Below are 15,753 nucleotides of genomic sequence, written 5' to 3' on the forward strand. Positions count from 1 at the left end.
AGATTAAAAACCAAATTGCAATCCGACGATGTACGTGCGCAGGGTAGGCAGTACCGGCCCTTGGTTAAGCAGCGACGATTCAAGCGTTTCAGGGTCCATTCCTTTATACTTGGTGAACGTTAGCAGGTTCTGGCCTTGAAAGTATATCGAGCAGTTCCTGAGCTTCCATCTTTTCAGGAGTTCCGACAGGTCGTACCGGATAGACACATTTTTAAGTTTGACATAGGAGGCGTCGCTCCACTCGGCATCAGAGAGCCTGTAAAAATTGTTATAGCTGCTAAAGCCGGCATTGGCAGAGCTTGACGATGCTCTGGGGATATTGGTCACGTCCCCAGGTTTACGCCAACGATCAAGTGCACTAATGTCTTTGTTCTTCAGCGAGCCATAAGGCGTGGTCAAATAGCCATAGTTCAAGCCAGGGCCACGTTGCTTAACGTATTGCAACAGTACGTCTAACGACCATTTTTTGAAGGTTAAATTGTTTTGCATACCGCCATATAAGGTTGGCAGCAGTTTACCGATCACCGTAAAGTCATTGGGGTTACTAATGGTGTTATTGCCATCAATGTCTTGCACTGTTGAAAGACCGGTTTGAGGGTCTACACCAGTAAAATGGTACCCCTTGGTAATTCTCAGTGGCTGGCCAATAACATAGGTATTGGCATCGCCGGTGTTGGCCAGATTTGGATAAGCCAAAAGTGTGTTCTTGGCAATGGTCAAGTTCAGGGAGGTGTTCCAATTAAGGTCTTTGCCTCTGATGTTGACCGTATTCAATAGAAATTCCCAACCCTTATTCTCCACCAAGGCCGGGAGATTGGCCTGATAGCTGGTAAAACCGGACTGGGAAGAAAGCGTGTACCCGATCAGCTGGTTACCTGAACGATTGCGGTAAAAGTTAGTATTAAGAACGATCCGGTCATTCAAGAAGCCCATTTCAATGGCCGCCTCTAATTTTTTATTCACTTCCCAGCCATAATCAAGATTAGGAAAGCGGCTTGGATACAGCCCGCTAAGCCCACCGTAAGGGTAGGTGCTTGATGAGAAACTGTCGAAGTATTGATAATCACCTATCTGGTCATTGCCCACTGTTCCATAACTTCCCCTTAACTTACCGAAGCTTAACCATGGAAGAGCTGATCTTACAAAGGCCTCATTGCTGAACAACCATGCAGCACCCACCGCGCCAAAATTCCCGAAGCGCTTATTAGGCCCGAAGCGTGAAGAACCGTCACGGCGGAAAGTGCCGTTAATGATATATTTCTCGTCCCAGTTGTAAGTTAGCCTGCCAAAAACAGACGTATAACGATATTTGGTGTAATTGTATGAATTGACCACCAATTGTGCAGCAGCCTTGATATTTTCGAGCTGCGCATCACTGGCATAAGTTGATCCCGTAATGCGTTGCCCTTGTGATATACTTTGCTGCCATGTGCCACCCACCAGGGCCTGTAAGGTGCTCTTTCCTAATTGCTTTACATAATCTACTTGTGGCTCTACGATGTAAGAGCTAACGTCGTTATTGCCATAAATAGCGCTGCTGGCCGAATAAGTTGCTGGATTGAATCCCAATTTAGGCAAGGTGGTCACCTGCTCAAGGCTCATTTGATTGTATCCAAAATTCGCCTTTACATTCAAGCCGTTAAGGATCGTATAACGGGTAGTGATATTTGAGACCAAATTACGGTTGTTACTCTGGTAGGTGCGCTCCAGGTAAGCCAGAGGATTCTGCTCGTTACTGTACCAGTAATACTTGCTGGCACCATCATATACCGGATAATTAGGTGATAGGTTATAATATTGCGTCAGATCTGTAGGTAGTGTGTTATTATCATCGGCAGCATAGGTCACTAACGCATTGATGTTGAATTTTCTGTCAGTAGAGGAATGGTCGATAGAAACATGTGCCGCGCCACGCTTATAAGCAAGATCGGTTGGTAAGACGGTAGATTCTCTTCTGTAAGTACCGCTTACCAGGAAACGGGTAAATTCATTACCGCCTGATACTGAGCCTTGCGCCTGCGTTAAATGCGCTGTATTGCCTATAAGCTTTTTTTGCCAATCGTTATCCAGGTTCTGATCCCACAGCAGCAGGTCGGGGGCATTATCAACGGTAGGTACGATGTTATCGTTGGCGAATGCTTCGCGGCGCATTTCAAGGTATTGCTGCGTATTCAACATTTTAACTTTACGTGATACCTTGCTGATCCCCGAATAGATGGTCAGATCCACATTAGAATTGCCGGCCTTGCCCTTTTTTGTAGTGATCAGGATCACGCCATTGGCGCCTCGCGAACCATATATCGCCGTTGCGTCAGCGTCTTTTAAAACGTCTATCCGTTCAATATCGTTAGGATTTATACCGCTTAAAGGGCTTTGATTACCATTGGCTCCTGTGAACTGATTAATAGGTTTGGAAATGAACGGAACCCCATCCACTATATATAGCGGATCACTTCCACTGGAAATGGAGTTAACTCCTCTAAGCCTAACAGTAAAATCTGATCCGGCGTATCCGTTGTTATTGTTCACCACAAGACCGGGGATGCGTCCCTGAAGTGCAGACAAGGGATCATTGATGGGTTGATCAGCAATGTCCTTACTACTAATGGATGAAACGGTACCTGTGCTGTTGCGCTGGGTGGTAGTACCGTATCCGATCACCACTACTTCGTCCAGTTTACCCAGATCCTCTTCAAGCACAACGTCTATATCGAGTCGTTCGGTCAGCATGATCTCGCGCGTTTTGAAGCCCAGGTAGCTGAATACCAAGGTCGTGCTACTGGCCGGTACATTTAACTTGAATCTGCCGCCACCGTCTGTAACGGTACCGGTGGTCGTACCTTTTATGGTCACACTTACTCCCGCCAGCCCGTCGCCATTCTTGTCCTTGACCTGCCCGTTCACCGTGCCATCCTTTTTTTGCACGGCTACCGCCGTTGGAGTGACCCTTGCTACCGGGGTGATCAGTATATTGTTATTGATCAGTTTATATTGGAGTTCGGTTCCGGTCAATAACAGGCGGAGGGCCTCATCGACCGTATAACTTCCTTTAACCAGATCGACCCGATGCGACCTGATCTGTTCAGGGCGGTAAGCGAACCGGAAGTCGGTCTGACCTTCGATCTTACCGAACGCTGCTTTAAGCGTTTCATGCTTTAATTCAAGATCGACCTTGGTTTGCTCCAGCGTTTGAGCCCTTGTACCGGAAGCCATTAACATGTGGCCGGTCATGGCCAAAATAAAAAGTGTTAAAATGTTGACCCTCATGATAAAACGTGCTCGGGAGTGGGTGAATAGAGCGTTGAGTAGGGTGCAAAGCCAGCTTGCACAATGCGTAAAATTGTAATACATTGCAGGAGTTTTAAGTTGTCGGAAAAAATGATTTAAGACTCTGCAACTTCCGGTTGCCGCCGGGAGTTGCTACTTTCTTTGGGTCTATATTTCTTTTACGGTGGTGGTCTTCTGTGCTTCATATCGTTCAAATAGTTAGGGAATATCATTGACAGCCGGGGCCATCTATTTCGATGACATCTTTTTTAAGCTCTATGGTAGTGTTGGTGATCTGGCCAACCACAGTGAGTACCTGATCCAGGGTATTACGATTCAGGAAACTTGCCGAGAAACGGCAATCTTTAGCGTTACCATTTACGAAGCGTATCTTTTTGCCATACTGTTTGCCGATCTTCATCGCAGCTTCTTCGAGCGTAACGTCATCCAAAATAAGATCGTACTCCTTCCAGCTTAAGATCTTGTCAGCATTAACTGCTTCTTGTATGTGCCTGGCGGCAGGAATATCATAAATGACCTGTTGATCAGGTGTTAGTACAGCAAGTAACTGTTCGCCTTTTTGCACACGTACTTTTCCCCTGGTCACTGTTACGGTAACTTTATGGTCTTTTTTAAAGGCCTTGATATTAAAAGCCGTTCCTAAAACAGTGGTGGTCAGCTCACCGGTATGAATAATGAAAGGGTGTTTTGGGTCATGCTGGATATCAAAAAATGCTTCACCGGTGAGGGTGACCTCGCGGGTGTTGCCTGAAAAAGCTTCGGGATAGGTCAAAAAGCTGGAATCGTTCAGCAACACTTTGCTGCCATCAGCTAATTTGAGGTATTTGTGGTTAGCAGACTTTTGTATCGCCTTTGGAGAGGAGGCAATGATGTTGGACCTACGGCTGTTTTTGGGAACAACGAACAATAAGGCCGCGCCAGCCAGTAGTAAACAAGCCGCCGCCGTCCAGGCGAGGTTAGCAGACCATCTTTTTCTTGTCGTTATACCCGCGGATCTCTGGATGCGCGCAAGCAACTTTTTCTGGTCAAAAGTATTTGGAGATGAGTCGCCCGGAGGGCTTAAAAAATGCTCTACCGCCAACTCTTCGAGTACCGTAGCCCATTCCTCGTTATGCCCGCCATCTTTGAGCAATTCCTCCACTTGCCTCAATTCTGATGCGGAGCATTTGTTCTCTATAAATCTCCTGAATAGTTCAGCGATGCATTTATCCAAAGTGTGCCTTTTTGCATAGATTACAATCAGGTACGTCCATACATTTACCCGGATAAAAAATATTTACAAAAAAGGCCAGACGTAGATGATCACTGACAGTGCACCACTAAGCAGTAAAAAATCCTGTACCGATTTAATGGCTTTGACCATTTGGCTGTTCACTGTACTTGGCGAGATGCCTAATTGCTCTGCCACTTCTTTATAGGTGAAGCCTTCATTCTTGCACAGTTGGTAGATCTTGCGCCGTTGTTCAGGTAAGGTCTCGACGGCAACTTCCAGCAGATCGTGAGCTTGTTTACGCTGTAGTATTTGTGAGGGATCGTCAGAGATGACGGCTGTGTATCTCATGATCTCGTCAACGATCAAAGTGGACCTTCCTGCTCTTTTAAGTAGGTTGAGTATGTGATTACGCGTGATAGTAAATAAGTAAGACTGAAAAGATAAGGCCAGATCGATCTTATCCGCATTCTCCCAAAGTTTAACGAACACGTCATGCGTCACATCTTCAGCAAGAGCAGGAGATTTGACTATGCTCAGAGCAAAATGATAAATGCGAGCAGAATAACGATGATACAGGGAAGAAAAAGCCAAGGTATTGCCTGCTTTCAATTGCTTTAAGAGTATGTCTTCGCTTTGCAACCTGTATAAATTAATCGTTAAGCCAATATATCGAACTTTTTGACAATTACATAATGCATCTTTAACCATGTATGAACATTGCGATCGATTCTCATTTCACTGTGGATGCTGATAACATTGTTAGTAAATCAGCACTTCCCAAGCTGAACACAATCATTACATCTTTTCTGAGAGCGTGTCAAGTAGCAACAAAGGGCATAGTAGATAGGTCTACTATGCCCTTTGTTGCTGTATTATATACATCAGCGACTTGTTGAGCTAACGCATTGACAGATCAAAATGATGACGGAGCAGGATCTTGATAAGAAAGTCTTACTTGATCAGATACCCGATCTTAAATTGGCCACCAGGTCCGACGTACCATTCGCTGCTTTGTGGATAATAACTTACATCCAATCCAAGTTGTAACTCGAGGCTAAAGTGCTGGCCTAAGTTACGTTGTATGCCCCAGCCAGGCATGACAGAAATAGCATCGCTGTAGGTGTAGCCGGCTGTATGACTGATCGGTTTGAACACATAACCGGCCTGGAGGAACCAAAAGTTGCTGGCGTTATTGGCCGTACTTTTACCTTTAGCGATCCGCTCTTTAAAGTGATAGTAGTTGCGACCCTCTATGGATACATAAGGTGAAAAAGCATATCGATGGTCACTTCCGCGGGTGCTGGAATAGCTATAGGATATATTATATGCTGCACCAGCCTCCATGTACAAGGTAGAGGAGCGGCTCATCTTCTTTTCATAGGTAAGTGAGCCGCCGATCAAATTAGCGTTGATCTTCCATTGTTCTGCTTTAAGATAACTGACGGTGTCGGTCGTTTGAGCTGACACCGCACCTGCTATAAAGGATGCGATAATGATCGTGAATAAGGTCTTCATTTGGATAGTTGGAATAAGAGTTTAGGTAAAGCGTTAGGCATGGTCACAGTAAAAATAATGGACGGCCCGCCAAAAAGTCCAAAGCCTGATAACCGATGCTATCAGGCTTTGATCAATATCAATGCGGAGAGGGAGGGATTCGAACCCTCGATACGCTTTTGACGTATACACACTTTCCAGGCGTGCTCTTTCGACCACTCAGACACCTCTCCCGGTTTTTGAGCGTGCGCAAAGTTATAATAATAGGGGAGCAAACACAATAAAAAAGCGAGGCCCCTGTAAAGGAACCCCGCAAGCAAAACTTCAACTAAATATAACCCTATGTTCTGTGCCTGCAACCATCAGGACGAACGACTATATGACGGGTAAAGACCAGCAGGGTTTAACCATTCTTAAAATAATGTATGGCTCATAAGCACTTGAATTATTTTAAGTATGTTTGCGGCTTGTAGGCCGTGTAGTGGCCATTATTATTAAGCACAGGTAGGTAAGTTGTAAATGCTGAGCCTTAACGAGATCAAAAGACCCATAGCAGCAGAGATCGATGTTTTTGAAGAAAAGTTCAAAGCGTCGATGCAAAGCTCAGTTCCTTTGCTTGATCGCATTACACATTACATCGTTAAACGTAAAGGCAAGCAGATACGGCCCATGTTCGTATTCTTTGCGGCCAGCTTGTGTGGAGGCATTACTGAGGCCACTTACCGTGGAGCTGCCCTGGTAGAGCTTGTGCATACCGCCTCGCTGGTTCATGATGATGTAGTGGATAATTCTTACCAGCGCCGTGGTTTCTTCTCCATCAACGCTTTATGGAAAAATAAGATAGCCGTATTGGTGGGCGATTTCCTGCTCACCAAGGGCATGTTGCTGTCTTTGGACCATAATGATTTCGACCTGCTCAAGATCCTTTCCAACGCGGTAAAGCAAATGAGCGAAGGGGAGTTGCTACAGGTGGAAAAGGCTCGTAAGACCAATACCGATGAGGGCATCTATTACGAAGTTATCCGTCAGAAGACAGCCTCGCTCATCGCCTCCTGTTGTGCCTGCGGTGCCGCCAGTGCCGGTGCCGATGCAGATGCCATAGAAAAAATGCGCCTCTTTGGTGAAAAGATCGGTATCGCCTTCCAGATAAAGGATGATATGTTCGATTTTGGTACCGATGATGTGGGCAAACCTCTTGGTATCGACATCAAGGAGAAAAAGGTCACGCTGCCATTGATCTATGCGCTGAACAACGTACCTAAAAGCGAAAGCAAAAAGATCATTAGTCTAGTCAAGAATCACAAGGATGACCCCGAAAAGATCGGTCAGATCATCACCTTTGTGAAACAGAATGGCGGGCTCACCTATGCCCAAAGCCAGATGCAAAAATACCAGAACGAGGCATTCGACATCCTGAACACTTTTCCGCAAGGTGAGGCCCGTACCGGTCTGGAGCAGTTGGTTCGCTTTACTATCGAGCGCAACAAATAGTTTCCTTAACTATACTTAGGCGCATTGCCGGCATTCCTAAAAGTATCCACGGTGGTGACCTTGTTCAACATTACAGGTTTTCCTGAACGGGCCGAGGCATAGATGGCCTCCATGATCTTTTGGTCCTGCAAGCCTTCCTCGCCTGGAGTGTACGGATCTTTATTTTCCATAATGCATTCCGCAAAATGGTCCATCTCCAGCGCGAATTGCTGCTTTTCGCCGACTATGATCTGTTGTTTGATCTCTTGCGAACCTTCAGCTTTTGACAATTCTATTTTAAGTCCGTTGTAATTGAATGCGGGGTCCATGCCGAACCAGCCGCCATTGGCCGCGTAGCAGCGGTAATGCTTACTATCGTGCACGCTGTAAGCGGTAGTGTTATTGGCTATGGTCCCACTCGGGAAGAACATCTGAAACATCACCTTGTCTTCTACCTCTTTAAACCGTGGGTCGTCGGCATCGCTGTGGGTGGTGGCGTTCACCATGTAAGGTTCCTCGCCGGTAAGGTAGCGGTTGGTGTTGATGCAATACAGGCCTATATCGGGTAATGAACCACCACCTGCCAGCGCTTTCTTTAACCGCCATTGCTGTGGATCACCGATATTTTGCACGTTCACCGAATCGATCACCTTAACCTGGCCGTGGGTCTTGTTACGTACCAGGTCTTTGATCAGCTTGTTGTTCGGTTCGTATTGGATACGATAGGCGATCATCAGTTTCTTGCCGGCCTTTTTGCAGGCGTCGATCATCTCCTGTGCTTCCTTGCTCGAGTTGGCCATAGGCTTCTCGCACAGCACATGCTTGCCGGCCTTGGCCGAACGGATCACAAATTCGTGGTGCATACTGTTAGGCAATACGATGTACACCGCATCTATGTCAGGGTTATTCTTGATGTCGTCAAAGTTCTGATAGTTGTAGATGTTCTTTTCAGGGATGCCGTACTGAGCAGCCACCTTGCGTGCTTTATCAGGATGACTGCTAACCAAGGCCACGGGTTTAGAATACTTGCAAGAGCCAAAGCCTGGCATGATCTGCCCCATGGTCAGCTCGCCTATACCTACGATGGCGTAGCCGATACGCTTATCGGGCGGTATCATTTTAGTGCCGGTCTCTTGTTTGCGCTCTGAAGGGGCATGCTGGCTGGGCACATCTACGCTGATCACATCGGCAAGGGTACCATGCGGACCGGTGGCCGTGCGTGATTGGGCGGTCGCGGCAGCTGGGGGGATCGTGCTGGCCACGGTGGCAGCAACCAGGCCTTTACCGGTCATAGAGATAAAATCGCGGCGGCCAAAGCCTTTGGCTTGTTCGGTGAGCGTGCTGCCCGGTAGATGCTGGTCATTCATGGTCGATGTGTTTTCTTGGTAGTTATGATAATTTCTTATAACACAGGGCCAAAGCGGGTTTGTTTGACTGATGTCGATAAATAAGCGGACGGGCATTGCTGATGAAACTTACCTTGCAAGCCTTTGTTAAGAACTTACCTGGCGGCATGGAAATGTGCCTGCCTGCTTATAACTTTACGCCATGGGTATAATGGTCAATGATCTGTCTAAACATTACGGTACGCAAAAGGCCGTTGATCGCATCAGTTTTGAAGCGGGCGTAGGTGTGCTGGGTTTCCTGGGGCCGAATGGGGCGGGCAAATCTACCACCATGAAAATGCTGACCGGCTACATCCCGCAAACCTCGGGCAAGGCCAGTGTGGCCGGTTTTGATACCGCCGATCAGCAGATCGAGGTGAAGCAAAGGGTAGGGTATCTGCCCGAGAGCAACCCCTTGTACACCGACATGTATGTTAAGGAAGCGCTCGCTTTTGTAGCCGACATACATGCCATACCTGACCCAGTAAAACGCATAGCCGAGGTGATAGAGCTGACCGGACTCACTCCAGAGCAGCACAAAAAGATCGGTCAGTTATCCAAAGGTTATAAACAGCGTGTAGGGCTGGCCCAAGCCATTCTGCACGATCCGAAAGTGCTGATCCTTGATGAGCCGACCTCTGGTTTAGACCCAAACCAACTGATCGGTATACGCCAGTTGATCCGTGATCTGGGCAAGACGCGTACGGTCGTTCTGTCTACCCATATCATGCAGGAGGTAGAGGCCACCTGCGACCGTGTGGTGATCATTAACAAAGGACACATCGTGGCCAATGACACACTGGAAGGTTTAAAGGCTCAGCATGGGGGTAACACGCTCGAGGAAATATTTATCAAATTGACCCTCGGGATGAACTAAAAGGAAAACTGTGTCGTTTTAGTTCATATTTCAACCTCACTTATTTTACACAATGAAAAAAACCTTTCTATGCATGATGGTCGCTATCGCGGCTTCGGTCTCAAGTTATGCACAAACTACCGCCACTATTTCTTCGTCTTTGCCCCGTCCCAAATTAGGTATAGGGTTCGATGTGGGCGTGCCGTTATCGGTAGGCGGTCTTGATCGCTTGTACACTATTGGTATAGGTGGCGCAGGCAAGTATGATTTGCCGGTATCTAGTTCCTTCTCTTTTAGCTTCACAGCGGGTTACATGAGTTACAGCCGAAAGAAGTATAACATCTCTTTCTATAACTTCCAGAGAACCGGAGCTGATGGCTATATACCTGCAAAAGCGGGCGGTAAATATTACTTTATACCCAACTTTTACGGCGAGGCCGAGATCGGCGTTCTGTTCGGCATCAACCACAACACAGGCAACTCATTTATCTATGCGCCGGGTCTTGGTACTTCGTTCCCGGTGTCTGCTAAGCATGATATCGACATCGGTGCACGCTATGAAGGTTGGTCGCAAAGCGGCGGTAACACCGGGCAGGTGGCCTTTAGGATAGCTTACAAGTTCGGACTTTAATCGGTCCCGACCTCATATAAAGAGCCTTGCCGCAGATCGGTAAGGCTTTTTTGTTGGTATTGGGAGGAGAATCTGCTTCTATAAAAACATAAATTTATAGATTTGGCCACACGCTGTTAAGGTGTTACCTGATGATGAAGAACTATTACCCTACTGCTTTGAAGCCGCTACTTACGATGGTACTATCACTGACCATTTCCACCTACTTCAATAAAGCTCAGGCGCAGGATGACGGCCCAAAACGTGCGATCGCGGCGGTGAGCATCGGTCCGGAGTTGAACTTTCCCCAGCGGAGTGCTTATAACTTTGGTTTTGGTGGCTCGTTCAAGGCGGAGTTGCCGGTGGCCTCTGCCTGGGCGATCAGCGTGACGGCAGGTTATCATAACTTCAGCTACAAGAGCTTCAATATCGGTTCGGCGGTGAAGCAGCCTGACGATCAGTTCGTTCCGTTAAAGGCAGGGGTGAGGTATTTTCTTGACCCGCGCATTTACACCGAGGGCGAGTTGGGTACCGTGATCGATCATAACAAAGACCGCAGTACCAACCTCTTCGCCTATTCATTAGGTACGGGCTTTTTGTTCCCCATTACGGATAACAAACGCCAGCTGATCGATGTGGGCCTTCGGTACGAGAGCTGGTCGCAGAACCGGTTGCAGCAGTTCGGTATTAGGGTCGCTTACAAGTTCGGCTTCTAAGCAACAGTGAGCTTTAGCATTTACAGCTATTGGCAACATTATGAATTTGGCAATAAAGATCACTTTCAGATCTTTTATGTTTAGGGGGCGGTCAATAAATGCGCCTGAGCGTGTTACAATTCGCCAATAAGGTGTTACATTTTGTGTTACAAAGTTGATAAATGCAGAAATTTCTCGAAAAATGTGGGTTTTTGCCATTTTTGCAACGCCTGTAACTGGGGAAAAGTGGGGAATTTTGTTACATCGGTGTAACACTCTGTAGCGCTTGTAACAAGCAGATCGGCCGCAGTTAAGGCACTGCCGTCAAACAACTTGACGCTCTTGATCCTTAAAACCAATTATATACCATCGCATGTTCAGCATCTTAAAAAAAGAGATCAGCACTTATTTGAGTTCACTGGTGGCCTATGTCACTATCGGGGTGTTCCTGTTGGTGCTGGGGCTGTTCCTGTGGGTGTTCCCCGAGTCGAGCATATTGGAGTATGGTTACGCCAGTATGGAGGGCATGTTCAGCACCGCGCCTTTTTTGTTCATGTTCCTGATCCCGGCCATCACCATGCGCTCCATAGCCGAGGAACGCCGCGAGGGAACGTTCGAACTGCTATCCACCCGTCCGCTCAGTAACTGGCAGATCGTGCTGGGCAAGTACTGGGCCTGCTTGGTACTGGTGGCCTTTGCGCTGCTGCCTACTTTGTTTTATGTTTACTCGGTTTGGGTGCTGGGTACCCCGCAGGGTAACCTGGACACCGGCGCGGTGATCGGTTCATACATTGGCTTGCTGCTGTTAGGTGCTGCCTTTACCGCTATGGGGCTTTTCGCCTCATCGGTGAGCAAGAACCAGATCATCTCTTTTACCATAGCAGTGTTCCTGAGTTACTTTATGTACAGCGGGTTCGATTCGCTGGGCCAGTTACTCTCCTTACAAGATACCAACATACAGGACCTGGGTATGGCCCGGCATTATGAGGCTGTGGGTAGGGGCGTGCTCGATAGCCGCAACCTGATCTATTTTATCGTTCTCAGCAGCATTTTTATAGGCCTCACCGTTTGGGTAGTGAGCAGGCAAAACTCGGTAAAGCAGGTGCGCAAAGGACTGTTGATGCTGGGCGGCGCGCTCGTGCTGCTGGTCATCATATCGCAATTGGTGTATACTCGTATCGATTTTACCAAAGAGAAACGTTTTACCCTGAGCCAGGTAAGCCGTAACGTGATGGATAGCCTGCCCAAAAAGGTAAAGGTGACCGTATACCTGCAAGGCAAGGACCTGCCCGGCGGCATGAAGCGTTTGCAACAGGCCACGCGCGATATGCTCAACGACCTGGAGGCTTACGGCCATGGCAAGCTGAGCTTCGAATTTGCTAACCCGCTGGATGGTTTGAGCCAGGAGGAGCAGGCTAAAACGCTGGAAGACCTGCAAACACAAGGCATCGAGCCTACCAACCTGAGTGTTAAGACAGATAACGGTGTATCGCAGCGTACCATATTTTCGGCCGCTATGGTGAGTGCAGGTGATAAGCAGATGCCAGTCAAGCTGCTGCAAACACGCATCGGCCTTGGTCCCGAGGAAGTGCTCAACAATTCAGAACAGAACCTGGAGTATGCGTTCACCTCGGCCATTAAAAAAGCTACGAGCGGTGGCCGCCCACGGGTGGGTTTCACTTACGGGCATAATGAGTTAAGCGATCTGCAACTCAACGATGCCATGAAAAGTCTGAGCGATGGCTTTGAGGTGGGACGCGTGGATCTGCAAAGCATCCCTTTTGCCAACCTGAGCACCTTGAAGCTGCTGGTGATCGCCAAGCCCGACAAGCCCTTTACCGAGGCCGAAAAGTTCAAGGTCGATCAGTATCTGATGCGGGGAGGGCGTATCGTGTGGTCGATCGATCAAGTGAGCGCCGAGTTGGATAGCCTGCGCGGGCATGGGGGCGAGCAGTTGGCCTTCAATAAACAATTGAATCTTGATGATCAGCTCTTCAAATATGGTGTGCGTATCAACTATGACCTGATCGCCGACCTGAACTGCGCCCAGATCCCCGTGAACACCGGGAACATGGGCGGCCAAGCACAGATCCAAATGCTGCCCTGGCTGTTCTACCCTATATTTATGCCACTGGGCAAACACCCGGTGATCCGCAACCTCGATGGTATTAAAAGCGAGTTCGCCAGCACCATTGATCTGCTGCAGGTCAATGGGCAAAAGCAAACTATCTTGCTGGCCTCGTCGCCTTACAACAAAAAGCTAACGGCTCCCCACAACCTGTCGTTACAGGCCTTGGAACAGGAGCCCGACCCGCGCGAGTTCCGCAGCCAGCCCAAGATCACCGGTGTGCTGCTCGAGGGTACCTTCGCGTCTGATTTTACCAACCGGCCGGTACCTGCGGGCGTTACCGAAAATATACCCGTGCTTACCAAAAGCAAGCCTACCAAGATGGTGGTGTTGAGCGATGGCGATATTTTTAAGAACCAGGTGAGTGCCGATGGTTCACCCTTTCCGCTGGGCTATGATCGCTATACTCAGCAAAGTTTTGGCAATAAGAATCTGCTACTGAACATAGCTGATGACCTGACCGACGACTCGGGCCTGATCGCCCTGCGCATCAAGGAGATCAAGCTTCGTTTGCTCAACCGGGCACGCATCCGTAACGAGCGGATCTACTGGCAAACCGTCAATATGGTGGTGCCTTTGGCGGCTGTGTTAATATTCGCGATTTTTCAACATTATTATCGTCGGCGCAAGTACGCACGCTAAAATTTCATACTTTTGGGTTGAACAAAAATTGTTATGAGATTCATTGTATCGACGTTGACCCTATTGAAGCAGTTGCAATCCGTTAGCGGTGCGCTAAGCAGCAGTACGGTATTACCCATACTCGAGAACTTTTTATTTGAGATCAAAGAAGGTGTCCTGACCATATCGGCCACTGACCTGCAAACCAGCATGACCACCTCTTTGTCTGTTGAGGCCAAAGAGAACGGCCGCATAGCTATACCATCACGTATATTACTGGATACCTTAAAGTCATTGCCTGAGCAGCCTATCGCTTTCTCGGTAGATGACAAGACCTTTGCGATCGAGATCAGCGCCGGCGACGGTAAATACAAGCTGAGCGGCGAGAATGGCGAGGATTTCCCGAAGATACCTGTGGTAGAGAACGCGTCATCAGTTAACCTTCCTGCATCGGTATTGGCCGAGGCCATTAACAAGACCATTTTTGCGGTAAGTAACGATGAGTTGCGCCCGGCCATGACAGGTGTATACTGCCAGCTGAGCACCCAATACCTTACCTTCGTATCTACCGATGCACACAAACTGGTGCGCTATCGTCGTAAGGATACCCAGGCTGCCAGCAACGCCTCGTTCATACTCCCTAAAAAGGCATTGAACTTGTTAAAGTCGGCCCTGCCAAGTGAGGATGTGAACGTATCGGTAGAGTACAACAATACCAGCGCGTTCTTCAAATTTGGAAACATCAACCTGGTGTGCCGTTTGATCGATGAGCGTTACCCTGATTACGAAGCCGTTATCCCTCAAAATAACCCTAACCGCATGACCATCGATCGCCAGGCTTTCCTGGGTTCGTTACAGCGTGTGGCCATTTACGCCAACAAGACCACCCACCAGGTGCGTTTAAAGGTTAGCGGAAGTGAACTGAATATCTCTTCGGAGGATATCGATTTCTCGAACGAGGCACATGAGCGTTTAAGCTGCCAGTATGAGGGTGAGGATTTGGAGATCGGTTTCAACGCCCGTTTCCTGATCGAAATGCTCAAGAACCTCAATTGCGAGGAAGTTGCCCTGCACATGAGCACCCCTAACCGCGCAGGCTTACTGTTGCCACAAGGCGGCGACGATAACGAAGACATATTGATGCTGGTGATGCCGGTAATGCTGAACAGCTACGCCTGATCGGTATAACGGTACTAACATTATAGAAAAAGATCGAGGTCTGGTGGTAGCACCGGACCTTTATTTTGCGTACAGATAACAAACAACTACAAACGGAGTTATAGCTGTAAATGAAGGTGAAGCAATTGAACGGGTACAGTGTATTGGTGATACTATTGGTATCGCTGATAGCCGCCTGCGCCAAGAACGACCCTGCACCCGATACGCCCGTCAACGTGCCCATGAGCGTGATCAACGCATCGGTAAGGCCTAATGATGTGTTCAACTTTTACCTGAAAGGTACCCGCCAAACCACTACCAGCGTACTTAATGGCGCCGGCACCAACTTTTTGCAGATACCTGTGGGGCAGCAGATACTATCCATTAAAGGCCTGTTCGATAACCAGAACTACAACAACGCCGATACGCTGCTCACCTTCCCCTACAACGTAGCGCAATTGGGCAGTACCGAGCGTTACCTGTTCTTTGTAGGTGGCCCGGCACGCAGCAGTGCTTTTATGGTACGTGATACCGCTGTAACTGATCAAGCCAATGCCTTGCTTAAATTCGTATCAGTATCGGCAGCAGTGCCTGCGGTCACGGTATATATGAACGATACGCTGCGCTTTACCTCCAAGGCTTTTGGCAGCGTGAATAGGTACGTTAAGGTAGGCAACGGTTTAAAGGCCATCAAGATATTTGTGCCCGGCAATACCACGCCTATACTCACTGCCAATGTAAGATTGAACGTGGACAGCGTTTACACGCTTTATAGTTATGGTGGCAGTGGCGCTAATTTCAGGATAGGCCTGTTACGCGGGCAATAATGCAGTGA

12 protein-coding genes and 1 tRNA gene are annotated in these 15,753 nt (G+C 48.1%); 7 read left to right on the forward strand and 6 right to left on the reverse strand.

The annotated features are described in order from the left end of the window. Positions 1-3: 3 nt before the first annotated feature. The 5 genes from LLH06_RS04350 to LLH06_RS04370 form a co-directional block, all read right to left on the reverse strand. Entirely contained in the window at positions 4-3,267 is a 3,264-nt protein-coding gene (locus tag LLH06_RS04350; RefSeq protein WP_228172042.1) for a SusC/RagA family TonB-linked outer membrane protein, read from the reverse strand. Positions 3,268-3,496: 229 nt separating this feature from the next. Beyond that, complete coding sequence (locus tag LLH06_RS04355) at positions 3,497-4,501, reverse strand: FecR family protein (RefSeq protein WP_228172043.1); 1,005 nt, start codon at positions 4,499-4,501, stop codon at positions 3,497-3,499. A gap of 63 nt (positions 4,502-4,564) precedes the next feature. Continuing rightward, a complete protein-coding gene (locus LLH06_RS04360; protein ID WP_228172044.1) occupies positions 4,565-5,209 on the reverse strand; it encodes an RNA polymerase sigma factor in 645 nt (214 codons plus the stop codon). A gap of 243 nt (positions 5,210-5,452) precedes the next feature. Continuing rightward, positions 5,453-6,016: a hypothetical protein gene (locus LLH06_RS04365; RefSeq protein WP_228172045.1), complete on the reverse strand. Its 564-nt coding sequence runs from the start codon at positions 6,014-6,016 to the stop codon at positions 5,453-5,455. A 124-nt stretch (positions 6,017-6,140) separates the two neighbouring features. Beyond that, positions 6,141-6,228, reverse strand: a tRNA-Ser gene (locus tag LLH06_RS04370). 286 nt (positions 6,229-6,514) lie between these two features. On the opposite strand from LLH06_RS04370, the gene LLH06_RS04375 reads away from it, so the two are divergent. Beyond that, positions 6,515-7,486 (forward strand): polyprenyl synthetase family protein, encoded by a 972-nt coding sequence (locus LLH06_RS04375; RefSeq protein WP_228172046.1) that lies wholly within the window; start codon positions 6,515-6,517, stop codon positions 7,484-7,486. A gap of 5 nt (positions 7,487-7,491) precedes the next feature. On the opposite strand, the gene LLH06_RS04380 is transcribed toward LLH06_RS04375, so the two are convergent. After that, positions 7,492-8,832 (reverse strand): Gfo/Idh/MocA family protein, encoded by a 1,341-nt coding sequence (locus tag LLH06_RS04380; protein ID WP_228172047.1) that lies wholly within the window; start codon positions 8,830-8,832, stop codon positions 7,492-7,494. Between the two features lie 181 nt (positions 8,833-9,013). Between LLH06_RS04380 and LLH06_RS04385 the strand changes: the two genes are divergently transcribed. The 6 genes from LLH06_RS04385 to LLH06_RS04410 all read left to right on the forward strand — a co-directional run bounded on the left by LLH06_RS04385 (position 9,014) and on the right by LLH06_RS04410 (position 15,745). After that, positions 9,014-9,727 carry an ATP-binding cassette domain-containing protein gene (locus LLH06_RS04385; RefSeq protein ID WP_228172048.1) on the forward strand — a complete coding sequence of 238 codons (714 nt, stop codon included), beginning with the start codon at positions 9,014-9,016 and terminating at the stop codon, positions 9,725-9,727. Positions 9,728-9,779: 52 nt separating this feature from the next. Then, a complete protein-coding gene (locus LLH06_RS04390; RefSeq protein ID WP_228172049.1) occupies positions 9,780-10,337 on the forward strand; it encodes a hypothetical protein in 558 nt (185 codons plus the stop codon). Positions 10,338-10,468: 131 nt separating this feature from the next. Then, complete coding sequence (locus LLH06_RS04395) at positions 10,469-11,032, forward strand: hypothetical protein (protein ID WP_228172050.1); 564 nt, start codon at positions 10,469-10,471, stop codon at positions 11,030-11,032. A 352-nt stretch (positions 11,033-11,384) separates the two neighbouring features. Next, positions 11,385-13,781 carry a gliding motility-associated ABC transporter substrate-binding protein GldG gene (gldG, locus tag LLH06_RS04400; RefSeq protein WP_228172051.1) on the forward strand — a complete coding sequence of 799 codons (2,397 nt, stop codon included), beginning with the start codon at positions 11,385-11,387 and terminating at the stop codon, positions 13,779-13,781. A 33-nt stretch (positions 13,782-13,814) separates the two neighbouring features. After that, positions 13,815-14,939 carry a DNA polymerase III subunit beta gene (gene dnaN / locus LLH06_RS04405; RefSeq protein ID WP_228172052.1) on the forward strand — a complete coding sequence of 375 codons (1,125 nt, stop codon included), beginning with the start codon at positions 13,815-13,817 and terminating at the stop codon, positions 14,937-14,939. 110 nt (positions 14,940-15,049) lie between these two features. Next, positions 15,050-15,745, forward strand: coding sequence for a DUF4397 domain-containing protein (locus tag LLH06_RS04410; protein WP_228172053.1), 696 nt, complete (start codon positions 15,050-15,052; stop codon positions 15,743-15,745). Positions 15,746-15,753: the final 8 nt, after the last annotated feature.

Source organism: Mucilaginibacter daejeonensis (genome assembly GCF_020783335.1).
GTDB classification, from domain to species: Bacteria; Bacteroidota; Bacteroidia; order Sphingobacteriales; family Sphingobacteriaceae; genus Mucilaginibacter; species Mucilaginibacter daejeonensis.

Excerpts from the sequence above, each read along its gene's own strand:
- LLH06_RS04395 (WP_228172050.1), top strand. The coding sequence starts at position 10,469 with ATGATGAAGAACTATTACCCTACTGCTTTGAAGCCGCTACTTACGATG.
- LLH06_RS04380 (WP_228172047.1), bottom strand. The coding sequence starts at position 8,832 with ATGAATGACCAGCATCTACCGGGCAGCACGCTCACCGAACAAGCCAAA.
- dnaN (WP_228172052.1), top strand. The coding sequence starts at position 13,815 with ATGAGATTCATTGTATCGACGTTGACCCTATTGAAGCAGTTGCAATCC.
- gldG (WP_228172051.1), top strand. The coding sequence starts at position 11,385 with ATGTTCAGCATCTTAAAAAAAGAGATCAGCACTTATTTGAGTTCACTG.
- LLH06_RS04350 (WP_228172042.1), bottom strand. The coding sequence starts at position 3,267 with ATGAGGGTCAACATTTTAACACTTTTTATTTTGGCCATGACCGGCCAC.
- LLH06_RS04360 (WP_228172044.1), bottom strand. The coding sequence starts at position 5,209 with ATGGTTAAAGATGCATTATGTAATTGTCAAAAAGTTCGATATATTGGC.
- LLH06_RS04385 (WP_228172048.1), top strand. The coding sequence starts at position 9,014 with ATGGGTATAATGGTCAATGATCTGTCTAAACATTACGGTACGCAAAAG.
- LLH06_RS04375 (WP_228172046.1), top strand. The coding sequence starts at position 6,515 with ATGCTGAGCCTTAACGAGATCAAAAGACCCATAGCAGCAGAGATCGAT.
- LLH06_RS04390 (WP_228172049.1), top strand. The coding sequence starts at position 9,780 with ATGAAAAAAACCTTTCTATGCATGATGGTCGCTATCGCGGCTTCGGTC.
- LLH06_RS04410 (WP_228172053.1), top strand. The coding sequence starts at position 15,050 with ATGAAGGTGAAGCAATTGAACGGGTACAGTGTATTGGTGATACTATTG.
- LLH06_RS04365 (WP_228172045.1), bottom strand. The coding sequence starts at position 6,016 with ATGAAGACCTTATTCACGATCATTATCGCATCCTTTATAGCAGGTGCG.